Source organism: Bradyrhizobium sp. SMVTL-02 (assembly GCF_051853005.1).
GTDB lineage: Bacteria > Pseudomonadota > Alphaproteobacteria > Rhizobiales > Xanthobacteraceae > Bradyrhizobium.
The window spans coordinates 5,087,559-5,107,233 of the sequence record NZ_CP182469.1 but is presented as its reverse complement, the minus strand read 5'-3'; the positions used below and the strand labels follow the sequence as shown (position 1 = coordinate 5,107,233).

General features: G+C 65.2%; 22 protein-coding genes. 13 read left to right on the top strand and 9 right to left on the bottom strand.

Annotated elements, in window-relative coordinates; translation table 11 throughout:
* Positions 1–92 precede the first annotated feature (92 nt).
* Entirely contained in the window at positions 93–548 is a 456-nt protein-coding gene (locus tag ACNJYB_RS24305) for an iron-sulfur cluster assembly scaffold protein (RefSeq protein ID WP_439368907.1), read from the bottom strand.
* A 251-nt stretch (positions 549–799) separates the two neighbouring features.
* Between ACNJYB_RS24305 and folE the strand changes: the two genes are divergently transcribed.
* The 4 genes from folE to ACNJYB_RS24285 all read left to right on the top strand — a co-directional run bounded on the left by folE (position 800) and on the right by ACNJYB_RS24285 (position 4,536).
* The gene (gene folE, locus ACNJYB_RS24300; RefSeq protein ID WP_439368906.1) at positions 800–1,480 is read left to right on the top strand and encodes a GTP cyclohydrolase I FolE; all 681 of its coding nucleotides are present in this window, start codon (positions 800–802) and stop codon (positions 1,478–1,480) included.
* A 27-nt stretch (positions 1,481–1,507) separates the two neighbouring features.
* Entirely contained in the window at positions 1,508–1,930 is a 423-nt protein-coding gene (gene hisI / locus ACNJYB_RS24295) for a phosphoribosyl-AMP cyclohydrolase (protein WP_439368905.1), read from the top strand.
* 153 nt (positions 1,931–2,083) lie between these two features.
* The gene (locus ACNJYB_RS24290) at positions 2,084–3,166 is read left to right on the top strand and encodes a transglycosylase SLT domain-containing protein (RefSeq protein WP_439368902.1); all 1,083 of its coding nucleotides are present in this window, start codon (positions 2,084–2,086) and stop codon (positions 3,164–3,166) included.
* Between the two features lie 194 nt (positions 3,167–3,360).
* The gene (locus ACNJYB_RS24285) at positions 3,361–4,536 is read left to right on the top strand and encodes a DUF2336 domain-containing protein (RefSeq protein ID WP_439368901.1); all 1,176 of its coding nucleotides are present in this window, start codon (positions 3,361–3,363) and stop codon (positions 4,534–4,536) included.
* 237 nt (positions 4,537–4,773) lie between these two features.
* Here ACNJYB_RS24285 and ACNJYB_RS24280 read toward each other — a convergent pair whose 3' ends face one another.
* From ACNJYB_RS24280 to ACNJYB_RS24270, 3 genes are all read right to left on the bottom strand, one after another.
* On the bottom strand, positions 4,774–5,352 hold the full coding sequence (locus ACNJYB_RS24280; RefSeq protein ID WP_439368898.1) for an Hpt domain-containing protein: 579 nt from the start codon (positions 5,350–5,352) through the stop codon (positions 4,774–4,776).
* A 28-nt stretch (positions 5,353–5,380) separates the two neighbouring features.
* Positions 5,381–5,926 carry a response regulator gene (locus ACNJYB_RS24275; protein WP_008549760.1) on the bottom strand — a complete coding sequence of 182 codons (546 nt, stop codon included), beginning with the start codon at positions 5,924–5,926 and terminating at the stop codon, positions 5,381–5,383.
* Between the two features lie 77 nt (positions 5,927–6,003).
* Positions 6,004–6,783, bottom strand: coding sequence for an NAD kinase (locus ACNJYB_RS24270; protein ID WP_439368896.1), 780 nt, complete (start codon positions 6,781–6,783; stop codon positions 6,004–6,006).
* A 246-nt stretch (positions 6,784–7,029) separates the two neighbouring features.
* On the opposite strand from ACNJYB_RS24270, the gene ACNJYB_RS24265 reads away from it, so the two are divergent.
* Positions 7,030–8,595, top strand: a complete 1,566-nt coding sequence (locus ACNJYB_RS24265; protein WP_439368894.1) for a S10 family peptidase — start codon at positions 7,030–7,032, stop codon at positions 8,593–8,595.
* Here ACNJYB_RS24265 and ACNJYB_RS24260 read toward each other — a convergent pair.
* Together ACNJYB_RS24260 and ACNJYB_RS24255 are read right to left on the bottom strand one after the other, a co-directional pair.
* Entirely contained in the window at positions 8,585–9,970 is a 1,386-nt protein-coding gene (locus ACNJYB_RS24260) for a serine hydrolase domain-containing protein (RefSeq protein ID WP_439368891.1), read from the bottom strand. The two genes, ACNJYB_RS24265 and ACNJYB_RS24260, sit on opposite strands and share 11 nt — an antisense overlap.
* Positions 9,971–10,078: 108 nt before the next feature.
* Entirely contained in the window at positions 10,079–10,621 is a 543-nt protein-coding gene (locus tag ACNJYB_RS24255; RefSeq protein ID WP_439368888.1) for a tetratricopeptide repeat protein, read from the bottom strand.
* A 251-nt stretch (positions 10,622–10,872) separates the two neighbouring features.
* Here ACNJYB_RS24255 and ACNJYB_RS24250 point away from each other — a divergent pair, with 251 nt between their 5' ends.
* The 4 genes from ACNJYB_RS24250 (at position 10,873) to ACNJYB_RS24235 (ending at position 13,393) form a co-directional block, all read left to right on the top strand.
* Positions 10,873–11,271 (top strand): His-rich protein BRANT, encoded by a 399-nt coding sequence (locus ACNJYB_RS24250; RefSeq protein ID WP_439368885.1) that lies wholly within the window; start codon positions 10,873–10,875, stop codon positions 11,269–11,271.
* 196 nt (positions 11,272–11,467) lie between these two features.
* Positions 11,468–11,902, top strand: a complete 435-nt coding sequence (locus ACNJYB_RS24245; protein WP_439368884.1) for a hypothetical protein — start codon at positions 11,468–11,470, stop codon at positions 11,900–11,902.
* A 286-nt stretch (positions 11,903–12,188) separates the two neighbouring features.
* Positions 12,189–12,896 (top strand): outer membrane protein, encoded by a 708-nt coding sequence (locus ACNJYB_RS24240; protein ID WP_439368881.1) that lies wholly within the window; start codon positions 12,189–12,191, stop codon positions 12,894–12,896.
* Between the two features lie 254 nt (positions 12,897–13,150).
* Positions 13,151–13,393, top strand: coding sequence for a hypothetical protein (locus ACNJYB_RS24235; RefSeq protein ID WP_439368879.1), 243 nt, complete (start codon positions 13,151–13,153; stop codon positions 13,391–13,393).
* Positions 13,394–13,420: 27 nt separating this feature from the next.
* Here the strand turns inward: ACNJYB_RS24235 and ACNJYB_RS24230 are convergent, their stop codons facing one another.
* Complete coding sequence (locus tag ACNJYB_RS24230) at positions 13,421–13,675, bottom strand: hypothetical protein (RefSeq protein WP_439368877.1); 255 nt, start codon at positions 13,673–13,675, stop codon at positions 13,421–13,423.
* A gap of 304 nt (positions 13,676–13,979) precedes the next feature.
* Positions 13,980–14,369 (bottom strand): hypothetical protein, encoded by a 390-nt coding sequence (locus ACNJYB_RS24225; RefSeq protein ID WP_439375635.1) that lies wholly within the window; start codon positions 14,367–14,369, stop codon positions 13,980–13,982.
* A 104-nt stretch (positions 14,370–14,473) separates the two neighbouring features.
* Here ACNJYB_RS24225 and ACNJYB_RS24220 point away from each other — a divergent pair, with 104 nt between their 5' ends.
* The gene (locus ACNJYB_RS24220) at positions 14,474–14,641 is read left to right on the top strand and encodes a hypothetical protein (protein WP_439368875.1); all 168 of its coding nucleotides are present in this window, start codon (positions 14,474–14,476) and stop codon (positions 14,639–14,641) included.
* Between the two features lie 8 nt (positions 14,642–14,649).
* Here the strand turns inward: ACNJYB_RS24220 and ACNJYB_RS24215 are convergent, their stop codons facing one another.
* Positions 14,650–14,979 carry a hypothetical protein gene (locus ACNJYB_RS24215; RefSeq protein WP_439368873.1) on the bottom strand — a complete coding sequence of 110 codons (330 nt, stop codon included), beginning with the start codon at positions 14,977–14,979 and terminating at the stop codon, positions 14,650–14,652.
* A 105-nt stretch (positions 14,980–15,084) separates the two neighbouring features.
* On the opposite strand from ACNJYB_RS24215, the gene ACNJYB_RS24210 reads away from it, so the two are divergent.
* The 3 genes from ACNJYB_RS24210 to ACNJYB_RS24200 all read left to right on the top strand — a co-directional run bounded on the left by ACNJYB_RS24210 (position 15,085) and on the right by ACNJYB_RS24200 (position 19,489).
* Positions 15,085–16,782 carry a methyl-accepting chemotaxis protein gene (locus ACNJYB_RS24210; protein WP_439368871.1) on the top strand — a complete coding sequence of 566 codons (1,698 nt, stop codon included), beginning with the start codon at positions 15,085–15,087 and terminating at the stop codon, positions 16,780–16,782.
* A gap of 350 nt (positions 16,783–17,132) precedes the next feature.
* Positions 17,133–18,968, top strand: coding sequence for an outer membrane protein assembly factor BamB family protein (locus ACNJYB_RS24205; RefSeq protein WP_439368869.1), 1,836 nt, complete (start codon positions 17,133–17,135; stop codon positions 18,966–18,968).
* A 110-nt stretch (positions 18,969–19,078) separates the two neighbouring features.
* Positions 19,079–19,489, top strand: a complete 411-nt coding sequence (locus ACNJYB_RS24200; protein WP_439368866.1) for a GFA family protein — start codon at positions 19,079–19,081, stop codon at positions 19,487–19,489.
* Positions 19,490–19,675: the final 186 nt, after the last annotated feature.

Genomic DNA, 19,675 nt, shown 5'->3' with positions numbered 1-19,675 from the left:
CGCGAGGCGCCAACTACGGTGCGCAATTGCGCACCTATAATCTCGATCGCAATCTCTGGATTTCGGGTTCGATGCTGCGCACCGCTCCGGAATCAGCCCGGTGCCGCGGCCGGTTGCTTGGCCTTGGCCTCGATCTGACCGATCGCGTCGACCACCGCATCGAAGGTCAGCAGCGTCGAGGCATGCCGCGCCTTGTACTCGCGCACCGGCTCGAGGAACTTGATCTCCTCCCATTTACCTTGAGGAGGCGTGCCGTTCTCCTTGAGCATCTTGCGAACGGTTTCGCGTAACTGACGGAGTTCGCTCGCAGTCGAGCCGACCACGTGACTTGCCATGATGGATGAAGAGGCCTGTCCCAGCGCGCAGGCCTTCACGTCATGGGCGAAGTCGGTGACAGTGTCGCCATCCATCTTGAGATCGACCTTCACGGTCGAGCCACACAGCTTGGAGTGGGCGGTCGCGCTGGCATCAGGGTCCGGCAGCCGCCCGAGGCGCGGAATATTCCCGGCCAGCTCGATGATCCGCTTGTTATAAATGTCGTTCAGCATGTGATGGAGTCCAACACTTCCGTACCCACTTCCGGGCCGGATCGGCCTTGGCGGGCGGCGTCCACGGTCCTATATAGGGTCGGAAGTGGCGGAAAAACAGTCCAGCGGTGCGTCGGCTGTGATCCAGATCAGCACTGTCGACGTTATCTCCGAAGGGCCTTTTCGCCAAATTGTTCTCTTCAGGCGTCCGGCGGCTCGCCGCCCCGTCTGCCGGTGACACTCCGGCCACAAGGCCGTCGAACGGAGTAGACATGGACGCTACAATCAAGCCGATCCGCCCCAACAAGCAGCTGGAGAGCCGCCCCGCCGAGCTCGATCCTGCCGAATTCCTTGCGGCCGCCGTCCGCGCCGACCAGCCGCGCCCGGCGCGCGCCGAGGCCGAACAAGCGGTGAAGACGCTGCTCGCCTATATCGGCGAGAACCCCCAGCGCGAGGGCCTGCTCGACACGCCGCGCCGCGTGGTCGAGGCCTTCGACGAGCTCTATCAGGGCTACCACCAGTGCCCGGCCGAAGTGCTCGACCGCACCTTCGGCGAGACCGCCGGCTATGACGATTTCGTGCTGGTGCGCGACATCGAGTTCACCTCGCAGTGCGAACATCACATGATGCCGTTCTACGGCAAGGCGCATATCGCCTATACGCCGGTGGAGCGCGTCGTCGGCCTGTCCAAGCTCGCCCGCCTGACCGACATCTTCGCCCGGAGGCTCCAGACCCAGGAGCATCTGACGGCGCAGATCGCGGCGGCCATCGACGAGATCCTGAAACCCCGCGGCGTTGCGGTGCTGATCGAGGCCGAGCATACCTGCATGTCGGTGCGCGGCGTCGCCAAGCACGGCGCCTCCACCTTCACCAGCCGCTTCACCGGCATGTTCCGCGACAATCCGGCGGAGCAAGCCCGTTTCCTGTCCCTGGTGCGAGGCCTGCAGCGCTGACCTCGCAAATCAACTCGCGAGGGTCCAGTGTCCGCTCACTCCCATGAGATCGAGGAAGGTCTTTCCTTCCAGCCGCGCTTCGACGCCGCCGGCCTCGTGACGGTCGTTGCGACCGATGTCGCCACCGGCGACGTGCTGATGGTTGCGCACATGAACGACGAGGCGCTGCGCAAGACGATCGCGACCGGCGAAGCCTGGTACTTCAGCCGCTCGCGCAAGGCGTTGTGGCGAAAAGGTGAGACCTCAGGTCAGACCCAGCGCGTGGTCGAGATGCGCACCGATTGCGACCAGGACGCGGTCTGGATCCGTGTCGAGCAAATCGGCGCGGCCTGCCACACCGGCCGCCGGTCGTGCTTCTACCGCAAGATCGAGGCGGAGGGCGGCGGGGCGAAGCTCGTCTTGGTCGACACAGAGCGACTGTTCGATCCGAACGAGGTCTACAAGAAGTAGCAACCTGTCATTCCGGGGCGCGCAAAGCGCGAGCCCGGAATCCATCGCGCGTGGCTGGAGGATTGCGGGCTCGCACCTGCGGTGCGCCACGGAATGACGCGGAGCAGGCGGCGAGGCCTGAATTAACCCCGCATTAACCATACCTGTCCCACGGTGAGACGACAGGGCGCCGAATTGCCGGTGTCGCTCAACGCCGCGCGGGGCGGGCACTCCATCATGTCGGTCGACAATTCCAGTGCCTCACAGACGGTGGTTCTCGATCCGTCGCGGGCGCGCGTCGCCGGCGCGATCAAGCAGGCCTCGAACATCTCCGGCATCAGCTTCCAGTACATGCTGACCACCGCCAAGATGGAATCGGATTTCGACCCGACCGCGGGTGCCACCACGTCCTCCGCGCACGGGCTCTACCAGTTCATCGACCAGACCTGGCTCGGCACCGTGAAAGAGGCGGGGAGCCAGCTCGGCTACGGCAACTACGCCGACGCGATCACCAGGACGTCGTTCGGTACCTATACCGTCGAGGACCCCTTCATGAAGCGGTCGATCATGAAGCTGCGTGACGATCCGGAGGCCGCATCCAGCATGGCGGCGGCGCTGGCGCAGTCGAACAGTTTCAAGCTCACCGGCCTGCTCGGGCGCAGGCCGAGCGACAGCGAGCTCTATATGGCGCATTTCATGGGCGTTGGCGGAGCTGCAAAGCTCATCGCCAACGCCGAGGACAATGCGCAAGCAGTCGGCGCGCGGCTGTTTCCCAACGCGGCAGCAGCCAACCGCTCGATCTTCTACGCCAAAGACGGCCGCGCCCGCAGCGTCTCCGAGGTCTATGCGGTGCTGGATGCGCGCTACGCCAGCGCGGCCAATTCGAAATTGACGCGCAGCGCGATGGCGATGTATGGCGGCGCGCCCTCGACCGCTGAGGTCGCCAGCGCCAACGGCGTGCAGCCCGCCGTGCCCGTGGTCGATAACGCGGCCTATCTCCAGACCTTTCCCAACACGCGCGCTGTGACGCCTGTCAGCGCGATGTCGTCGACGACGGTCGCCGACAATGCGCCGTCGACGCCCGTGTTTCGCTCGATCTATCAGCCTGGCGATGTCACGCAGCCGGTCTCGGCGACGGTGCAGAAATTGTGGGGCAACAACGCCTCGCTTACGTCAATCGCATCGGCAACGCCGGACGTGCGTCCGCCGCAGCCGCTCGATCTCTTCAGTGATCGCAGCGGCACGTTCTCGAGCTAGCCTTCCGCGCGGCGCATTGCTGACGAGGCGCTGTCCTGCGTCCGGACAGGCCAGCAGGGCATCTCGGTTCCCTTAATAAAACGTCAATAAAACCAGCCAGTTATGGTGAACGCTTTGTTAAGCGTCGTGGTTTATTTTGTGTTGCAGGTGACCAGCCGTCACCGTTTTCGTTTGTAGTGTAAGCCGGAAGCAGCATGATTGTTCGGCAGTTTATCAATTGGATCAGGACCGCGCCCGCCGGCGAGCGGGCCGAAGCGACACGGGCATTGGCCCGGGCCTGGCTGGTCTCGGATCTCTCCCGTGACGACCGCATCGCCGCCGAAGGCGCGCTTCTGATGCTCCTCGACGATCCCTCGCCGCTGGTGCGGCAGGCCATGGCCGAGGCTTTTGCGCGCAGCCCTGATGCGCCGGCGTCGATCGTGCGGGCGCTGTCGGCGGACCAGCCGACCGTCGCGCTGCCCGTGCTCGAACATTCACCCCTGCTGATCGATGCCGATCTCGTCGACATCGTCGCGACCGGCAATGACGAGGTGCAATGCGCGGTCGCCCGCCGCATTGCCCTGCCGGTCTCGGTCTGCGCCGCCATCGCCGAAGTCGGCTGCGCGGCGTCAGCGCTCGAGCTGATCGAAAATCCGCATGCCGAGCTTGCGCCGTTCTCGTGGACTCGCATCGTGGAACGTCACGGCCATCTCGCCGCGATTCGCGAGGCGATGCTGGTGCTGGACGATCTGCCGGCCGCAACGCGCGCGGCGCTGGTGGCAAAGCTCTCCGAGACGCTGGCGCGGTTCGTCGTGGCGCGGAACTGGCTGAGTGCCGCCCGCGCCGAGCGCGCGACGATCGAGGCGCGCGACCGCTCCACCATCAACATTGCGGCGCGTTCGCGCGGCGACGACATGCAGGGCCTGGTGCATCATCTGCGCGTCACCGGCCAGCTGACCGCCGGTCTCATCCTGCGCGCGCTGCTGTCGAGCAATCTCGACCTGTTCGATGCGGCTCTGGCCGAGCTCGCCGACATGCCGCTGGCGCGCGTCACCGCGCTGCTGCACGATCGCGGCGGCAACAGCCTGCACGCGCTGCTGCGCCGCGCCGGCCTGCCCGAGGCGACGTTCGCGGCGTTCCAGGTCGCGCTCGATGCCTGCCATGAGCAGGGTTTTGTCGACAGCGACGACGGCGCGGCGCGGCTGCGCCGTCGCATGGTCGAGCGTGTGCTCACCCATTGCGAGACCGACCGCGGCGCCACCGAGCCGCTGATGGTCCTGCTCCGCCGCTTCGCCACCGAGTCGGCTCGCGAAGAGGCGCGGCTGTTCTGCGACGAGATCGTTGCGGATGATGCGATCGAGCCGGTTTACGGCGATCTGATCGCGGCGTAACCAGACGTCGTAGGGTGTGTGAGGCGAAGCCGTAACCCACCACTGTCTATTTCCACAGATCGCAAAGAGGTGGGTTACTCCAAGCCAACCCACATATTCTCCTGTTCGTGTTGATAGAGAGCGGGCGTTCAAAACTCCTTCATTGCGAGCGTAGCGATGCAATCCAGACTGTTCCCGCGGAGGGATTCTGGATTGCTTCGCTGCGTTCGCAAATGACGAGAGGGGAGTGCGGAGTCCCTACTCCGCCGGCACGATGCTGGGCACCAGGATCGCTTCGAGATGCTCGGGGCGGTCGCGGTTGACCTGGGTAAGATAGTCGTCGGCGACCTTGCGCAGGCGGCGGCTCAGCTCGGCGGAGACGCTGATGCTGTCGAGCCTGGTGTTCTGGTGCACGATGGCCAGGATGGCATTGATGTGGTGCGTGAACAGCTCGGCCGGCACCTTCTCCAGATCAGGGGCGTGCTCGATGACGCGGCACAGGCTCTCGGCAATTCCCGCCGCCGCCGGGAAGCCGAATGTTGCGGCATCGCCCTTGATGTCGTGCGCGGCACGGAACAGCTCGTCGCGACGCTCGTTGGTGAAGCCGTCATTGCGGATGGCGACGTAGGCGGCCGACAGGCGGTTGACCTCGGTGGCCATCCAGTCCTTGAACTCGCCGCAGAGACCCGCAAGCGCCTGCTCGGCACGGCTGACCGGATCGTCCATGTCCTTGTCTTCGACGCGGCGCAGAACCTTGCGCAGCGGATTGGGCTGCGTGATGATTTGGTGCGTGGCGAAGGCCGTGACCTCGATGTCCTTTGCGCTGTTCTTCGCCATGATGCCTGCCTCGTCTGAAGACGTTGCGCTAGATGGAGGAGCGGGCCTTGTCGAGCAGCGAGGGCTGCTGCAGCACCTCGTGCTTTTCGCCGACGCGGCGCTCGGGACCCATATAGGCGGAGTTGGTGTTGCGGCGCCGGTCCGGGCCGAAATAGGTCTTGGTCTTGATGAAGGGGCGGGGATTGGCGACGACGTTGAGAATGCGCTGGTACAGCCCCTTGGCCGAGATCGGCTTGGCCAGGAATTCGGTGACACCGGCATCGCGCGCGACCGTGACGCGGCGCTTCTCGGAATGCCCGGTCAGCATGATGATCGGCGCGTAGGGATTGCCTTTGGACTCCGGCTGCCGGATCATCTGCGCAAGCTCGAGCCCGTCGAAGATCGGCATCGCCCAGTCGGTGATGACGATGTCGGGGACGTAATGGCTGTACATTTCCAGCGCGGTGGCGCCGTCCTCGGCTTCATAGACTTCGCGCGCGCCGAACGAATGCAGCAGCGTGCGCAGAATGCGGCGCATGTGCGGATTGTCGTCGCAGACGAGGAAGCGCAGCTTGTTGAAATCGATGCGAAACATGACGCCCGGGCCAAAGCGGTCAACCTTCGTTAACCATATCGCGCCGGGAGTTAATGAAGGGTTGCCGGCGGGCGGGGTCAGTAGCCGAACTGCTCGCGCAGAATGCGCTCTTCCAGGCTGTGGCCGGGGTCGAACAGCATCCGCATCGAGATGCTCTTGTCCGAGAGCACCTCGACGCGCCGCACCCTGCGCACCTCCTCGTGGTCGGCGACCGCGGCGACGGGGCGCTTGTCGTCTTCCAGCACCTCGATCACGACGTAGGCGGTATTGGGCAGCAGGGCGCCGCGCCAGCGCCGCGGCCGGAAGGCGCTGATCGGGGTCAGGGCGAGCAGGGCGGCGTTGATCGGCAGGATCGGGCCCTGCGCGGAGAGATTGTAGGCAGTCGAGCCTGCCGGCGTCGCCACGATGATGCCGTCTGCGATCAGCTCGGGCATGCGCTCGCGCTCGTCGATCAGGATCCGCAAGCGTGCCGCCTGGGAGGTCTGGCGGAACAGGTACACCTCGTTGATGGCATGGTGCAGGTGAACGCGGTCGTTGACGTCGGTCGCGCGCATCAAGAGCGGATTGATCTCGGATTCATGCGCCGTTTCGAGCCGCTGGCGCAGATCATGCGTCGCGTACTCGTTCATCAGGAAGCCGACCGTGCCGCGGTGCATGCCGTAGATAGGCTTTCCCGTGCGCATGTGATGGTGCAGCGTCTGGAGCATCAGCCCGTCGCCGCCGAGCGCGACCACGACGTCGGCCTCGTCAGGATCGCAATTGCCATATTGCGCGGTGAGCTGGCCGAAAGCGGCCTGGGCCTCGCTGCTCGGGCTGGCGACGAAGGCGATCCGTTCATATCGCGAGGGCTTGGTCATGGCTTTTCGGGCAGGCTCGCTGGCTCGAGAAAGTTCCGCCGGGCTCGTCTATACGAGGTTGGGCTCCATTGTCGAGGATGACCACCCTTCAAGGCAAACGGCCGATGGCTCGACAGGGGCAAACCGGGGCGTTTCGAGCCCGATCGGCCTGTTCAGGGGGCTTCGTCAATGATCCCCCAAACCGTCGCAATTCCGCGCTAGCCTTGCGGCCTCACCGGCTCTCACAGCCGGTCAGGGAGAACGATCATGGTCACGAGCTTGCCGGCGCTGCGTTCCGCGGCCTTGGTGCTGGCGGTGTGGGTTTTTGCACTCGCAGGATCTGCACGCGCGGATGATCCGCCGCAGCCGCGCTCGGAAACGACGGCGCCAGCCGGACAGAAGGGCGGGCGCGGTGGTGGCGCGCAAAGCACGTCGCAAAATCCGCCGTCCGCCGAGCCGCACCGTCTGCCGCCGGATTCGACGACGAAGCAAACGCTCGATCTGCCCGGCCGTGCCCTCAACTTCGCCGCGACCGCCGGCTCCATCCGCGTGTTCGACGGCAAGGGCGAGCCGCTGGCCGACATCGCCTACACGTCCTACGAGCTCGACGGTGCCGACCGCGCGACGCGCCCGGTGACCTTCCTGTTCAACGGTGGACCCGGCGCATCCTCGGCCTGGCTCCAGTTCGGCGCTGCGGGTCCCTGGCGGCTGCCGCTCGAGGGCGAAGCGCTGTCACCTTCGGCTTCACCCGAGGTGAAGCCGAACGCGGAAACCTGGCTCGACTTCACCGATCTCGTCTTCATCGATCCTGTCAGCACCGGCTATAGCCGCTTCGTCGCGAGCGGTGACGACGCGCGAAAATCCTTCTACTCCGTCGATGGCGACGTCAATTCTATCGCGCTCGTGATCCGCCGCTGGCTCGAGAAACACGACCGCCTGACCTCGCCGAAATACGTCGCGGGTGAAAGCTATGGCGGCATTCGCGGGCCGAAGGTGGTCCGCCAGTTGCAGCTCCAGCACGGCGTCGGCGTCAGGGGATTGATCCTGGTGTCGCCGCTGCTCGACTTCCGCGAGTTCACCGGTACGAGCCTGCTGCAATATGTCGCGACGCTGCCGAGCTATGTCGCGGTGGCGCGCGAAGCCAGAGGACCGGTCAAGCGCTCAGATCTCGCCGACGTCGAGGCTTATGCGCGCGGCGAATTCCTGGCCGACCTCGTCAAGGGGGAGGCCGACAAGGAAGCGACCACGCGCCTGGCCGACAAGGTCGCCGAGCTCACGGGCATCGACCAGGCGGTGAGCCGCAGGCTCGCCGGCCGCTTCGACGTCGGCGAATTCTGCCGCGAGTTCGATCGCAAGAACGGCAAGGTGACGGGACGTTACGACGGCTCGGTGCGCGGCTACGATCCCTATCCGGATTCGGGCAATTCCCGTTTCGGCGACCCTTCCGGCGATGCGCTCCAGGCCCCGCTGACGAGCGCCGCGGTCGATGTCCTCACGCGCAAGCTGAACTGGCGGCCCGACGGCTCCTACGAGGTCCTGAACGGTAGCGTCGAGGGCAACTGGGATTTCGGCCGCGGCATCAACCCGCCGCAATCCGTGTCGGAGCTGCGCCAGATCCTCGCCACCGACGCAAAGCTGAACGTGCTTGTCGCGCACGGCCTCTTCGATCTCGCCACGCCCTATTTCGGAACGAAGCGGGTGCTCGACCAATTGCCTGGATTCGCGGCCCGACGCGTGAAATTCGCCGTCTATCCCGGCGGTCACATGTTCTATTCGCGCGACGGCTCACGGCAGGCCCTGCGCGGCGAGGTCGAGGGATTGATCAGGGAATAGGTCGCCGCTTGCGCGGCGGATATCTGCGCGCGATCTCGCGTGCGACCACCTTTTCCGGCTTCACATTGGCGCCGGCAAGCCAGATGTCGCTGATCCTCCCGCGCTTGTCGCGCACGCGGCGTACCGGCTCGCCGTGACTGGAATAGCCGGCGGCCCAGGCGAGCTTGCCGGTGTCGCGGCCGGTCACCTCGATCTCGCCGGCATCCATGAACGGATTGTTGAATTGCGGGTTGGCGACGAGCACGCGGTTGCCGGCCGGCACCAGCTCGGTCGCACCCCACATCGTCCACCATCGGCCGGTCCAGTCACGCACGCGACGGTCGGGCGCACCGCGGGTCTTGAAGACCCGCAGGATCTGCATCGCGCCGTCCATCCAGAACGGCGCGGCGCCGTCGAGGGAGTTGCTGAGGATGCTGATCGAAAGTTCGCAGGTGGGGATCGTGCAGGTGCGCGAGATGTAGCCCTGGAAGCCCCCGCCATGGCCGAACCAGTCCCAGCCGTCGGTCTTCCCGGCATTGACGCCGAGACCGTAATAGGCCTCGAAGCTTTGCGGGATGCGCCAATGATGCCGCGTCATCTCGCGGCGGCTTGCGACCGAGAGCACGCTCTTTTTCGCGTTGGGGGCAAGCTGCGCGAAGAAGCGGGCGGTGTCGGCGGCGGTGGCGACGAAGCCGGCGGCCGAGGCCATGGCATATGCGGGGTTGTCACCGGGAATCACGCAGCGTTCGCCGAACGGCAGTTTTCGCGTATGGCCGCGCGCGAACAGCGCGCCCCGCGGCAGCGGCGCATTCGGCTCGGTCTCGCGCAGCCCAGCGGGCTCGATGATCTCGCGCTTGATCCAGACGGAGTAGGGCTCTTTCGTCACCGCTTCGATGACGAGACCGATCAGGGCAAAGCCGTGATTGGAATATTTGAAGCGCGTGCCGGGCTCGATCGCAGTCGGCAACTTCAGCTCCGCGAGCAGCTCTTTGGCATGGAGATACGGACGGCTGTCGATGAACTGGCCGGAATCGGCACCGTCGCGGGTCAGCCCCGCGCTGTGCGAGAGCACCTGTGCGATCGTCGTCTCGGCGACGCGCGGGTGCAGGCCGCTGACATATTGGCCGACCGCATCATCGAGCCGGATCTTGCGCTGCTCGCGCAGCTTCATGATGCCGGCTGAGGTAAAGCTTTTCGAGTGTGAGGCGATGCGGCAGCGGTGGCGCGGGGTGAGCTTCTCGCCGGTGTCGAGATTGGCGAGGCCGAATGCGTGCTCGGCGACGATTTCGCCGCGATGGGCGAAGGCGATGATGACGCCGGGCTGCTGAATTGTCGCCTGCTGGAATTCGATCCAGGAGCCGATGTAGTCGATCGCGGACCGCAGCCACGTATCCATTGCACACCGTTTGTGAGGGAGGATTCGTGCGCGAAGGGTAGCCGAGAACGAAGAACGGGCACAATCCCTGGGTTGTGCCCGTTCGCTTCATTCGAAGATGCGCAGACTTCAGTAGACGAGCGTCGCGCCGGTCGGCTTGTCGAGGGCTGCGGCAAGCGAGCGATACTCGGAGCTGTCGGTGCCGGCGAGCGATGCGATCTTGTTGAGGTGATACTGCGCCTGCTCGCGGTTGCCCTGCTCGAGCTGCCAGAGGCCGTAATACTGCCAGGTGCGGACGTGGTTCGGATCGTCCTGCAGCGCCAGCTCGTAATAGACCTTCGATGACTGGTAGTCGCCGAGCTTGCGATAGGAGTAACCGATCAGGTTGGCGACGTCGGCAACGTCGTCGCGCTTGAGCGATTTCAGCTGGTCGATCGCGCCCGTGTAGTCGTGATTGTCGTAGATCGCGGTGTAGGCGGTGCGATAGGCCGCGAGGAATTTGGGATCGCTGACGGAGGAGCTCTTCTTCTTGCCCTTCTTGGACGAGGAATCCGATTTCGGCGGCGAGGACGGCTCGTCGCTGCCAGCGGCGTAGGCGCTGGACAGCACCGGCGCGGCCGCCAGCGTCATGGCGACGAGGCCCGGCACAACAAGCATTGAGAGTTTGCGCATCTAAGTTCTCCCGTATGGAACGTGGCGATCCTACACGATTGCCCGAAGACCGGAACACCCAGGAGGCGAAAACATTCCCGCGTCGCACGATCTATTCGCCCCGTGGGCAGATGACAAACTTGTCATCCAGATGAATGGAAGCCTGCAATGGGCTTCAGACTGGGTTCAGTGCGCGGCGCCTAGGCTCCCACCTACGATCGAAGGGTCGGCGAGAGGGCGCCGCCTCGAGATCCTTCCAAGAGGAGACCACCATGTTGAAGACCATTTCCGCAGCCTTGCTCGCCGCTTCCGTGATCGCAGCCCCGGCCTTCGCCGCCGAAACCGGCAAGAGCACCACGACCGCTCCTGTAATCAAGGCGGACCAGACCCAGACCAAGGCATCGACCACGGCCGTGAAGCCGGATGCCGGTGTCAAGGCCGATGCCAAGACCTCCGATGTCAAAACCTCCGGTGCGAAGGCTGCTGACGCCAAGGCCGATGCCAAGGTCCACAGCAAGTCGAAGGCGATGAATGCGAACGCGGCGGTCACGCCCGACGAGCACAAGACCGTGCGGAAGCATCGTCATCACCACAAGCATCTGTCGGCGAAGAAGTCGCTGAAGACGCAGCCGGACGTCACCAAGCCGGTGACGACCGAGAAGCGCAGCTAACGACTGATCCCGCGCGGCGGCATCCCTGGCATTGCCCTGCTGCCGCGTGCGGAATTCAGGCCCGGCCCGCCGTTCGGCGTCCTGCGCGATAGCGCAAGGCACCGGCAGGGGGCCGGTGCGCCTGCAGGTGAATTCCCTTCTCGCGACCATGGGGCTAGAACACCTCCCGAGTCTGGGCGAGCGGAGAGCGTGACCTGTGGGGCGGTTGGTAAAACGTGCGGCGGGCGCGACATTGGTCCTGGCATTGCCGCTGGTGCTCGCGGCGTGCTTCGGCAGCGACGGCGACCGTCCAAGCCTGATTGGCGGGACCCAGGCAGGAGGACCGCAGCCCTTTCCCGACAATTTCCGCAGCGACACGCTCGCCTTGATGCGCACCTATCTCAACAATCCGGTCGGCGTGCGCGAGGCCAGCATGGCCGACCCCGTGCTGCGCGAGATCGGCGGACGCCAGTTCTATGTCGCCTGCCTGCACTTCACGCCACGTGAGAGCGACGGCAGCTACAAGGGCCTGCGCGAACGGGCCGCTGTCTTCGTCAACGGGCGGGGCGACCGCATCATCGACCGCGCCGGCGAGCTCTGCGCTGGCGCGGTTTACACACCCTTTCCGGAACTGGAAAAGATGGCGCGTTAGCGCAAAGCCCGCCTTCATCGGCGGGTGCTAGGACAGGGCCGCCGGGAGCCGCGGGATCACATTTCGGCGAGCTTTGAACGGGCGGATTCGCCTTGCGACTAATCGTTACGGCAGGTCTTGCGCAAACGATGAAATCTGTCGGCACAAGAACGCGTGACGGAACAAAATCGCGATGTTGCCGCCCCGTTACAGTTACGAACGGTCAACGTTCCGGCATCGCCGCGAAGCAACCAAATTCGCGCCACGTTGTTTGCTGAGGGTCGATTTTGAAAGAACGGGGATGGACATGAAGACGATCTTGCTGGGCGCAGTCGCCTTGCTTGCGCTGGCAGCGCCGGTCGCCGCGGCCGACATGCAGCCGCGCACCTACACCCGGGCGCCGGCCCCGACGCCGCCGCAGGTGATCTACAACTGGACCGGTTTCTACATTGGCGGCCACGTCGGCGGCGCGTTTTCCGGCGACAGCAGCTTCCAGTCGAGCGACGCTCGCTTTCTAGGCGGCGTGCAGGGCGGCTTCGACTACCAGTTCGCGCCCAACTGGGTGGTGGGTGTCGAGGCCCAGTATTCCTGGCTGCCGACCAACAACAATGGTGTCACGTTTCCGCTGGGCACGCAGGTGACGTCCAACACCGACCAGCTCGGATCGGTCACCGGCCGGATCGGCTACACCTGGGGCCCGACGCTGCTCTACGCCAAGGGCGGCTACGCCTGGCGAAATGGCGGCCTTGGTGTGAACGTCGCCGGGGTCCCGCAGACCTTCACCGCGACCGGCAACAACAAGGACGGCTACACCGTCGGCGCCGGCCTCGAATACATGTTCGCGCCCAACTGGTCGGCCAAGGCCGAGTACCAGTACTACAACTTTGGCAACACGACCTTCACCTCCGGGCCGGCTGACATCGTCGGCGTTCGCGGCAGGGAAGACGAGCATACCGTCAAGGTCGGTGTGAACTACCGCTTCGGCTGGGGCGGTCCGGCAGCCACGCGCTACTGACCTGCCAAAGGCGATCCCAGATCTGAAAAAGGCCGGCTTCCAGCTGGCCTTTCGTTTGCGGTCTCTGGCGAGCCGGTCCGCTGTTTGCCTCGCGTGAACCATCTGGCGCGTCATTTGCAAGCAAACATTCCGGCACGCGCTTTCTCACGCGTGTCATGGGGCTGGCGTAAAGCAAAAATAATTTTTGCCGCTTACGGAACTCGCGCTCCGGAACGCGTTATTATGGGATTTCCCGGGCTGGTGGGACGACGGTCATGCGTATCTTGATGTCGGCAGTAGCGCTCTCGTGCTTCTTCGCCTCGCCGTGCTCTGCTCAAACAATCCTCAAATCCGAGCCTCTGATGCTGGCACCCTATGAGGTCGCCTTCGTCAAGGACGCCTCCTGTCCCTCCGGCAAGGTGCTGAAGGTCACCGGCGCGATCCGCGGGCTGCACCGCCGCAAGGCCTGCGTGGTGCTGGCTGGCGAGCAGGCCTCGCTCGCGACCGCCACGCCCTGAGCCATCCGCCGGCCTCGCGGCCGGACCTCAGGAATTTAGCTCCAGCTCCATCGTGGATTGACGCTCGGCCTCGGCCTTGTTCCGGGCAGGATCCTCGCCCTGGGCCGCCAAGCAGGGCTTGATCTCGTAGTCGTTGTCGAGCACCCGGCGCGGCCCGGCGCGCTCTTCGTCTGCGCTGACATCGACGACCAGACCGCTCCGCAGCGCCAATTTCCAGACGTCGGACTCATCTGGATAGGCCTTGCTGATTTGGGCGTCGTTACAGAACAAAGCGTACGGCATTCTTTCCGCTCCGGGAAATCGCATTAACGAATTGCCCCGGGAGGGGTTCCGGCCGGCACCGCGATCACGGGGCCGTGATCGAGGCGGTCAGGCCTTGAGTCGTAAAGGAGTCCTGAATCCCCAAAAAAAGAATCCCTGGGACTCTCCGGCTGGAATCAGCGGATGTTTTGGTCATGACGAGCGACCTGAAAACCTCCTGCGGGCACATGCTCCTGCCGCTGACGCTGGCGTTGTTCGGCGCCTGCGCAGCCAATCTGTGGCTGGTGTGGTCCTGGCTCTAAATCCCTGACGGACGGGCGGTGCCCTATTTTTCGGCCGGCGGAGGAGGGCCGAATTCGCGGAGGGAGGCGCGAAGCTTTGTCAGGGTCGCCGTGCAATATTCCTCGCGTTCGCGCTCGAATCGCTCCTGATGCTTGCGGAAATTCGCGATCCTGGCCTGCATCTCGGTGCGGAAATCGCCACCGGTGCGGCGCGGCGGGATCTGGACAGGCCGGGCTTGGGGTTCGGGCGAAGATGCGGCCGGCGGCAGGTTGGTTTCGACCGCAACAGCCTGCACGGCCACGATGTCCGTGGTGACCCCGCATGCAGCAGGCGGGAGCTCCGGCGGATGGAGCTCATCCTTCCTGCCGGTAACGGATTGGACGAAGGCCAGTGTCTGCGCGATCAGTGCGTCGCGCTCCGCGATCCACTTCATTGGCGCCCCCTGTTGGGTCATTCCACCAAAGCTCGCGGTGCGAATCAAGGAGGTAATCCGGCAAGGGGATTGCATATTCTTCCCGGTCGCCCGACAGTAGGCGGATGGATGCCGGGAAAGAAGAAGAGTCGCTCGAAGTGGAGGGCTTGAGGCTCGTGCGCGCCTTCCTCTCGCTACCGCCTGACAAGCGGGCGGAGGTGATCGCGTTCGTTGAGGAGCTGGTCCGTGTTCATGCCGAGGCCGAGGACGCCGAAGGCACGCCGGCGAGGTGAGGTGAGTGCTATCGCTCGCGCGGTTTGACGTTGGGCGCGAACGGCGCACCGACCACCCGGACCGCCGCCGGCGCTGCGACATCGACAGGTTTGCTCTCCGCGACCTGCCTCGCGGGCGCCCGTCCCAAGACGGGCTCGAGCAGCGCAACCGTGCCGGCCATGATGGCGCAGCAAAGCGCCACCGTCCCCAGCAGGAACATGTTTCGATTTTCTTCACGGATCTGCATCAGGCCGAGAACGATTGGCGCGCCCGAATGGTTCCGGACCGGCACAAACCTGGGGCCAAAGGCCGTACATAAAGGCCGAAGCTTACGCGAGGGCTTACGGAAATGCTCCATACCGCTTTTCCGTAAGACTACCCGGGCAGGTGGTATCAAATTTTAACCTCCGCGGGTTCCAATGCACGCTGCTGGGATTTGCCCTGAAATCATTGGACCGCTGAGATGAGGTTTTTGAACAATCTGAAGATCGTGTGGAAGGTTGCCCTGATCGTGGCGGCGATGGGCTGCGCGATGATCACCGTCGCGGGCTTCGGCACGCGCGAACTCTCAGCGATCGTCGACGGGTTCAGCGAGCTCGCTGCCGCGCAATCCTCGGCCCTCAACCTGACGCGCGCCCAGCGTCGCGCCGAGACCTATCACGCGGCGCTCTATGCGGTCTTCACCGAGGCGACGGAGGCCGGCAACGGCGCCCGCCTGAAGACCGCCAACCAGAACCGCAACGAGATCGCTCAATACCTCGACGCAGCGGAGCAGGACGATCAGTCCCGCGCGAGCCAGATCAAGAGCATCGGTGATCAGCTCAAGGCCGCGTTCGTAAGCTGCGATCCCGTGCTCCAGGCCGGCGCGCAGGCGAGCAGCGTGGAGGACAACGCCAAGGCTGCCGAACGTGCGCACAAGGAGTGCGATCCGGTGCTGGACGCAGCGCTCGCACGCATCGTCCAGTTCGTGACCGACACGGCGCAGGCGACCGGCAAGCGCAAGGAAGCGATCAACCGCGATGCCAGGTCCGCGACCCGGACCGTGATGGGCGTCAGCGCCGGCGGCCTGGTCCTGGGCATCGCGATCGCGCTGTTCATCGGCCTCAATGCGATGTCCCGGCCAATCGCCCGCCTGAAGCTCGCGATGGAGGGCCTCGCCCGCAACGATCTCGAGATCGAGGTGCCCGAGAAGGAGCGCCGCGACGAGATCGGCGACATGGCCAGGACCGTCGAAATCTTCAAGACCAACGGTCTCGAAGTCGAGCGGCTCAAGGCGGCCCAGGCCGAAGCGGAGAAGCAGGCGGCCGAGCAGCGCCGCCGCGACATGATCAACCTTGCCGACGGCTTCGAGCGGGCGGTCGGCGAGATCATCGAGACGGTTGGATCGGCATCCACCGAGCTCGAGGCCTCGTCCTCGACGCTGGCCACCACCGCGCATCGCGCGCAGGAACTGACCTCGGTCGTCGTGGCCGCTTCGGGCGAAGCCACCGGCAACGTGCAGTCGGTTGCGACCGCGACGGAGGAACTGTCCTCCTCGGTCAACGAGATCAGCCGCCAGGTGCAGGAATCGGCGCGGATGGCGGGCGAAGCCGTGACCCAGGCGCGCACCACGACCGAGCGGGTGAGCGAGCTCTCTGTCGCCGCCACGCGCATCGGCGACGTCGTCGAGCTGATCAACACCATTGCCGGCCAGACCAACCTTCTGGCGCTGAATGCCACGATCGAGGCGGCGCGCGCCGGCGAGGCCGGTCGCGGCTTCGCGGTCGTTGCCTCCGAGGTGAAGACGTTGGCCGAGCAGACCGCGAAGGCGACCGGCGAAATCAGCCAGCAAATTTCCAGCATCCAGACCGCGACCCAGGAATCCGTCAATGCGATCCGCGATATCTCCGCGACGATCGAGCGGCTCTCGGAGGTGTCCTCGACCATCGCCGCAGCGGTGGAAGAGCAGGGCGCGGCGACCCAGGAGATCTCGCGCAACGTGCAGCAGGCCGCCCACGGCACCCAGCAGGTCTCCGCGAACATCACCGATGTGCAGCGCGGCGCCGCCGAGACCGGCTCGGCCTCCTCGCAGGTGCTCTCGACCGCCAAGATGCTGGCCACCGACAGCAACCGGCTGAAGGACGAAGTCGGCAAATTCCTGCGCACGGTGCGCGCGGCATAAGCCCAGCGCGGCGGCTGTCGTCCGCGGCGCCGATTGCGCCTATTGCGGCAGCAGTAGTGCAAGAGCGATTACGAACAGCACGGCCGTCATGATGAGGGCCGTAGCCGCACCGGCGACCATCTTGGCCTTTTCCTCGGCGGTGGCGGGACGCATGGGTGGGCATGCTACCTCATGTTGAACTCTGACCCAACCTGTCAGTAGCCGTCTCCGCTGCGCGCGATCGCGTCCGCATTGCCACGGATGTGTGACAGACGCGGGTCGAACGTCCATTGCGCACGTGATCGTCCCGGCGATAGACTTTCGGTTGTGCCGCGATCTCGGTATCGCAATGACCCCGCCGGAGCTCACCCATGAGAGCAAGTGCCGTCCTGGCCGCGTTGTTGACCTGGTGTTGCGCTCCGGCCCTGGCCCAGCAGCAGGACGGCGCCGCGCTCTACGCCACGCATTGCGCGCAGTGCCACGAAGGCGATGCGCAGAGCCGTGTACCGGGCCGCACCGCCATGCAGTCGATGTCGTTCGATCATGTGCTGGGGACCTTGACCTCCGGCAGCATGGCGCCGATGGCGAAGGACCGTAGCGAGGCCGAACGCCGCGCGATTGCGGCCTTCGTCACCAGCAAGGCCGCAGGGAGCGGTGTTGCAGCCGACGCGGAAGGCCGTTGCACGCAGCAGCTCAGCGGCTTTCCGCAGGCTCTCGATGGTCCGCGCTGGAACGGGTGGGGCGTCGACCTCAACAACAGCCGTTTCCAGCCCGCCGACATGGCGGGGCTGACGGCGGACGAGGTGCCTAACCTCCGGCTGAAATGGGCTTATGCGTTTCCTGGCGCCTCGGTCTCCTTTGCGCCGCCGACCATTATGGGCGGAGTGCTGTTCATCGGCGGCACCGATCGCAAGGTGCATGCGCTCGACGCGAAAAGCGGCTGCACGCTGTGGACATTCGCGACAGACGGGGCCGTGCGCGCCGCGATCAGCTTCGGGCAACTTCCAGGCTCCGATCAGTTCGTGGTCTTCTTCGGCGATTTGCGCGCCAACGCCTATGCCGTGAACGCGCTGACCGGCGCGCTGGTCTGGAAGACCAAGGTCGAGGAACATGCCGCCGCGCGCATCACCGGCGCGCCGACGTTGCATTCCGGTGTGCTCTACGTTCCGGTGTCCTCGCTCGAGGAAGCCGCCGGCTCGCAACCCGGTTACGAATGCTGCACCTTCCGCGGCAGTGTGGTGGCGCTGCAGGCCGCGACCGGCAAGCTGGTGTGGCAGGCCTATACGATCCCGGAGGTGCCGCATCCGACGAGCAGGAATGCGAGAGGCACGCAGCTGTTCGGCCCGTCCGGCGCCGCCATCTGGTCGGCGCCGACGATCGATCCGGAGCGCAACGCCGTCTATGTCGCCACCAGCAATTCCTATTCGAACCCGCCGGCCGCAACCGCAGATGCGATCCTCGCTTTGGAGCTCGGAACGGGGAAACTGCTCTGGAAGCGGCAGGCCACGCCCAAGGACGCCTATGTCGTGGCATGCTACGGCGTGGACAAGACCAATTGTCCCGACGATCACGGACCCGATCACGATTTCGGCCAGTCGCCTATTCTTGCGACCTTGCGTGACGGCAGGCGCGTGCTCGCCATCGCGCAGAAATCCGGCGTCGTGCACGCGCTCGATCCCGATGACGGCGGCAAAATCCTGTGGCAGACGCGGATCGGGAAGGGCGGAGCGCTCGGCGGCAGCGAGTGGGGCTCCGCCGCGGATGGTGAGCGCATCTATGTCGCCAACTCCGACGTGCGCTTTACCCGCGACGGAACGCGGCAACTCGATCCCACGCAAGGAGGCGGCTTGTTCGGCCTCGACCTCGCCAGCGGGAAGATCGAAATGGAAGTGCCCCCGGTCCCCTGCGGCGACCGTCGTCAATGCAGTCCCGCGCTCTCGGCGGCGGTGAGCCTGATCCCGGGGGTGGTGTTCTCCGGTAGCGTCAGCGGCTTCCTGCGCGCCTACGCCACGGACGGCAAGCTGCTTTGGGAGTTCGACACCGCGCAGGATTTCAAGGCCGTGAACGGCGTCCCCGCCCATGGTGGCGCGATCGACGGGCCCGGGCCGGTCATCGCAGGCGGCATGCTCTACACCAATGCCGGCTACGGCCAGTGGAGCGGCGTCGCCGGCAACGTGCTGCTGGCGTTCGAGGCGGGGACGGAGTGAGAGCCTCACGGAATCTTTCCCTGCCGGACCCGGCTCGAGGTTACCTCATCGACGGCGCAGAGTGAGCGGCGCTGCTCTTTCAATGCAATCGGCAGTGGGAGGCAAATTCGATGATCGAAGCCAGCTGCAGTTGCGGCGCTGTTTCACTTTCGCTTCCAGGGCCGACCAGGCTGGTCGCGGCCTGTCATTGCATCCACTGCCAGCGGCGAACCGGGGCACCGTTTGGTGTCGGTGCGTTCTATCCGGCGGACGCCGTCACGATCTCCGGCGCACCGAGGGAGTACGTTCGCGCCGGCGCGAGCGGCGGCAAGGTCCGCAGCTATTTTTGTCCTGACTGCGGTTCAACGGTCTACTGGCAAGCCGACAATCTGCCCGACATGATCGGCGTCGCCATCGGCGCCATCGCGGACCCGGATTTCCCGGCGCCGGTCAGATCGCTGTTCGAGCAATCGAAACATGCCTGGGTCGAGATAGGCTCGGGTGTCGAGCGCTTCGAACAGAGCAGCCTGCGCAAGAGTTGAGGCGGACGCGCCGGCATCGAGCGCTGGTGCCGGTTGCGGTGCTGGGTTAGGGACGCTGCCTCGCGTTGGACGGCGTCCCAGTTGTCTGTATCGGTTCACCGGGAGCACGGTCGAGCGGCGGGTGAGGCCTGGCGAGGCCGACCGTTCCGGGAGGTGCGTCGTTGCTGGCAGTGCGGGTATTGACGC

Bases quoted from the DNA above. Each gene is read 5' to 3' on its own strand.
- ACNJYB_RS24305 (WP_439368907.1), bottom strand. From the start codon at position 548: ATGCTGAACGACATTTATAACAAGCGGATCATCGAGCTGGCCGGGAAT.
- folE (WP_439368906.1), top strand. From the start codon at position 800: ATGGACGCTACAATCAAGCCGATCCGCCCCAACAAGCAGCTGGAGAGC.
- ACNJYB_RS24285 (WP_439368901.1), top strand. From the start codon at position 3,361: ATGATTGTTCGGCAGTTTATCAATTGGATCAGGACCGCGCCCGCCGGC.
- ACNJYB_RS24280 (WP_439368898.1), bottom strand. From the start codon at position 5,352: ATGGCGAAGAACAGCGCAAAGGACATCGAGGTCACGGCCTTCGCCACG.
- ACNJYB_RS24275 (WP_008549760.1), bottom strand. From the start codon at position 5,926: ATGTTTCGCATCGATTTCAACAAGCTGCGCTTCCTCGTCTGCGACGAC.
- ACNJYB_RS24270 (WP_439368896.1), bottom strand. From the start codon at position 6,783: ATGACCAAGCCCTCGCGATATGAACGGATCGCCTTCGTCGCCAGCCCG.
- ACNJYB_RS24265 (WP_439368894.1), top strand. From the start codon at position 7,030: ATGGTCACGAGCTTGCCGGCGCTGCGTTCCGCGGCCTTGGTGCTGGCG.
- ACNJYB_RS24260 (WP_439368891.1), bottom strand. From the start codon at position 9,970: ATGGATACGTGGCTGCGGTCCGCGATCGACTACATCGGCTCCTGGATC.
- ACNJYB_RS24255 (WP_439368888.1), bottom strand. From the start codon at position 10,621: ATGCGCAAACTCTCAATGCTTGTTGTGCCGGGCCTCGTCGCCATGACG.
- ACNJYB_RS24250 (WP_439368885.1), top strand. From the start codon at position 10,873: ATGTTGAAGACCATTTCCGCAGCCTTGCTCGCCGCTTCCGTGATCGCA.
- ACNJYB_RS24240 (WP_439368881.1), top strand. From the start codon at position 12,189: ATGAAGACGATCTTGCTGGGCGCAGTCGCCTTGCTTGCGCTGGCAGCG.
- ACNJYB_RS24235 (WP_439368879.1), top strand. From the start codon at position 13,151: ATGCGTATCTTGATGTCGGCAGTAGCGCTCTCGTGCTTCTTCGCCTCG.
- ACNJYB_RS24230 (WP_439368877.1), bottom strand. From the start codon at position 13,675: ATGCCGTACGCTTTGTTCTGTAACGACGCCCAAATCAGCAAGGCCTAT.
- ACNJYB_RS24225 (WP_439375635.1), bottom strand. From the start codon at position 14,369: ATGAAGTGGATCGCGGAGCGCGACGCACTGATCGCGCAGACACTGGCC.
- ACNJYB_RS24220 (WP_439368875.1), top strand. From the start codon at position 14,474: ATGGATGCCGGGAAAGAAGAAGAGTCGCTCGAAGTGGAGGGCTTGAGG.
- ACNJYB_RS24215 (WP_439368873.1), bottom strand. From the start codon at position 14,979: ATGGAGCATTTCCGTAAGCCCTCGCGTAAGCTTCGGCCTTTATGTACG.
- ACNJYB_RS24210 (WP_439368871.1), top strand. From the start codon at position 15,085: ATGAGGTTTTTGAACAATCTGAAGATCGTGTGGAAGGTTGCCCTGATC.
- ACNJYB_RS24205 (WP_439368869.1), top strand. From the start codon at position 17,133: ATGAGAGCAAGTGCCGTCCTGGCCGCGTTGTTGACCTGGTGTTGCGCT.
- ACNJYB_RS24200 (WP_439368866.1), top strand. From the start codon at position 19,079: ATGATCGAAGCCAGCTGCAGTTGCGGCGCTGTTTCACTTTCGCTTCCA.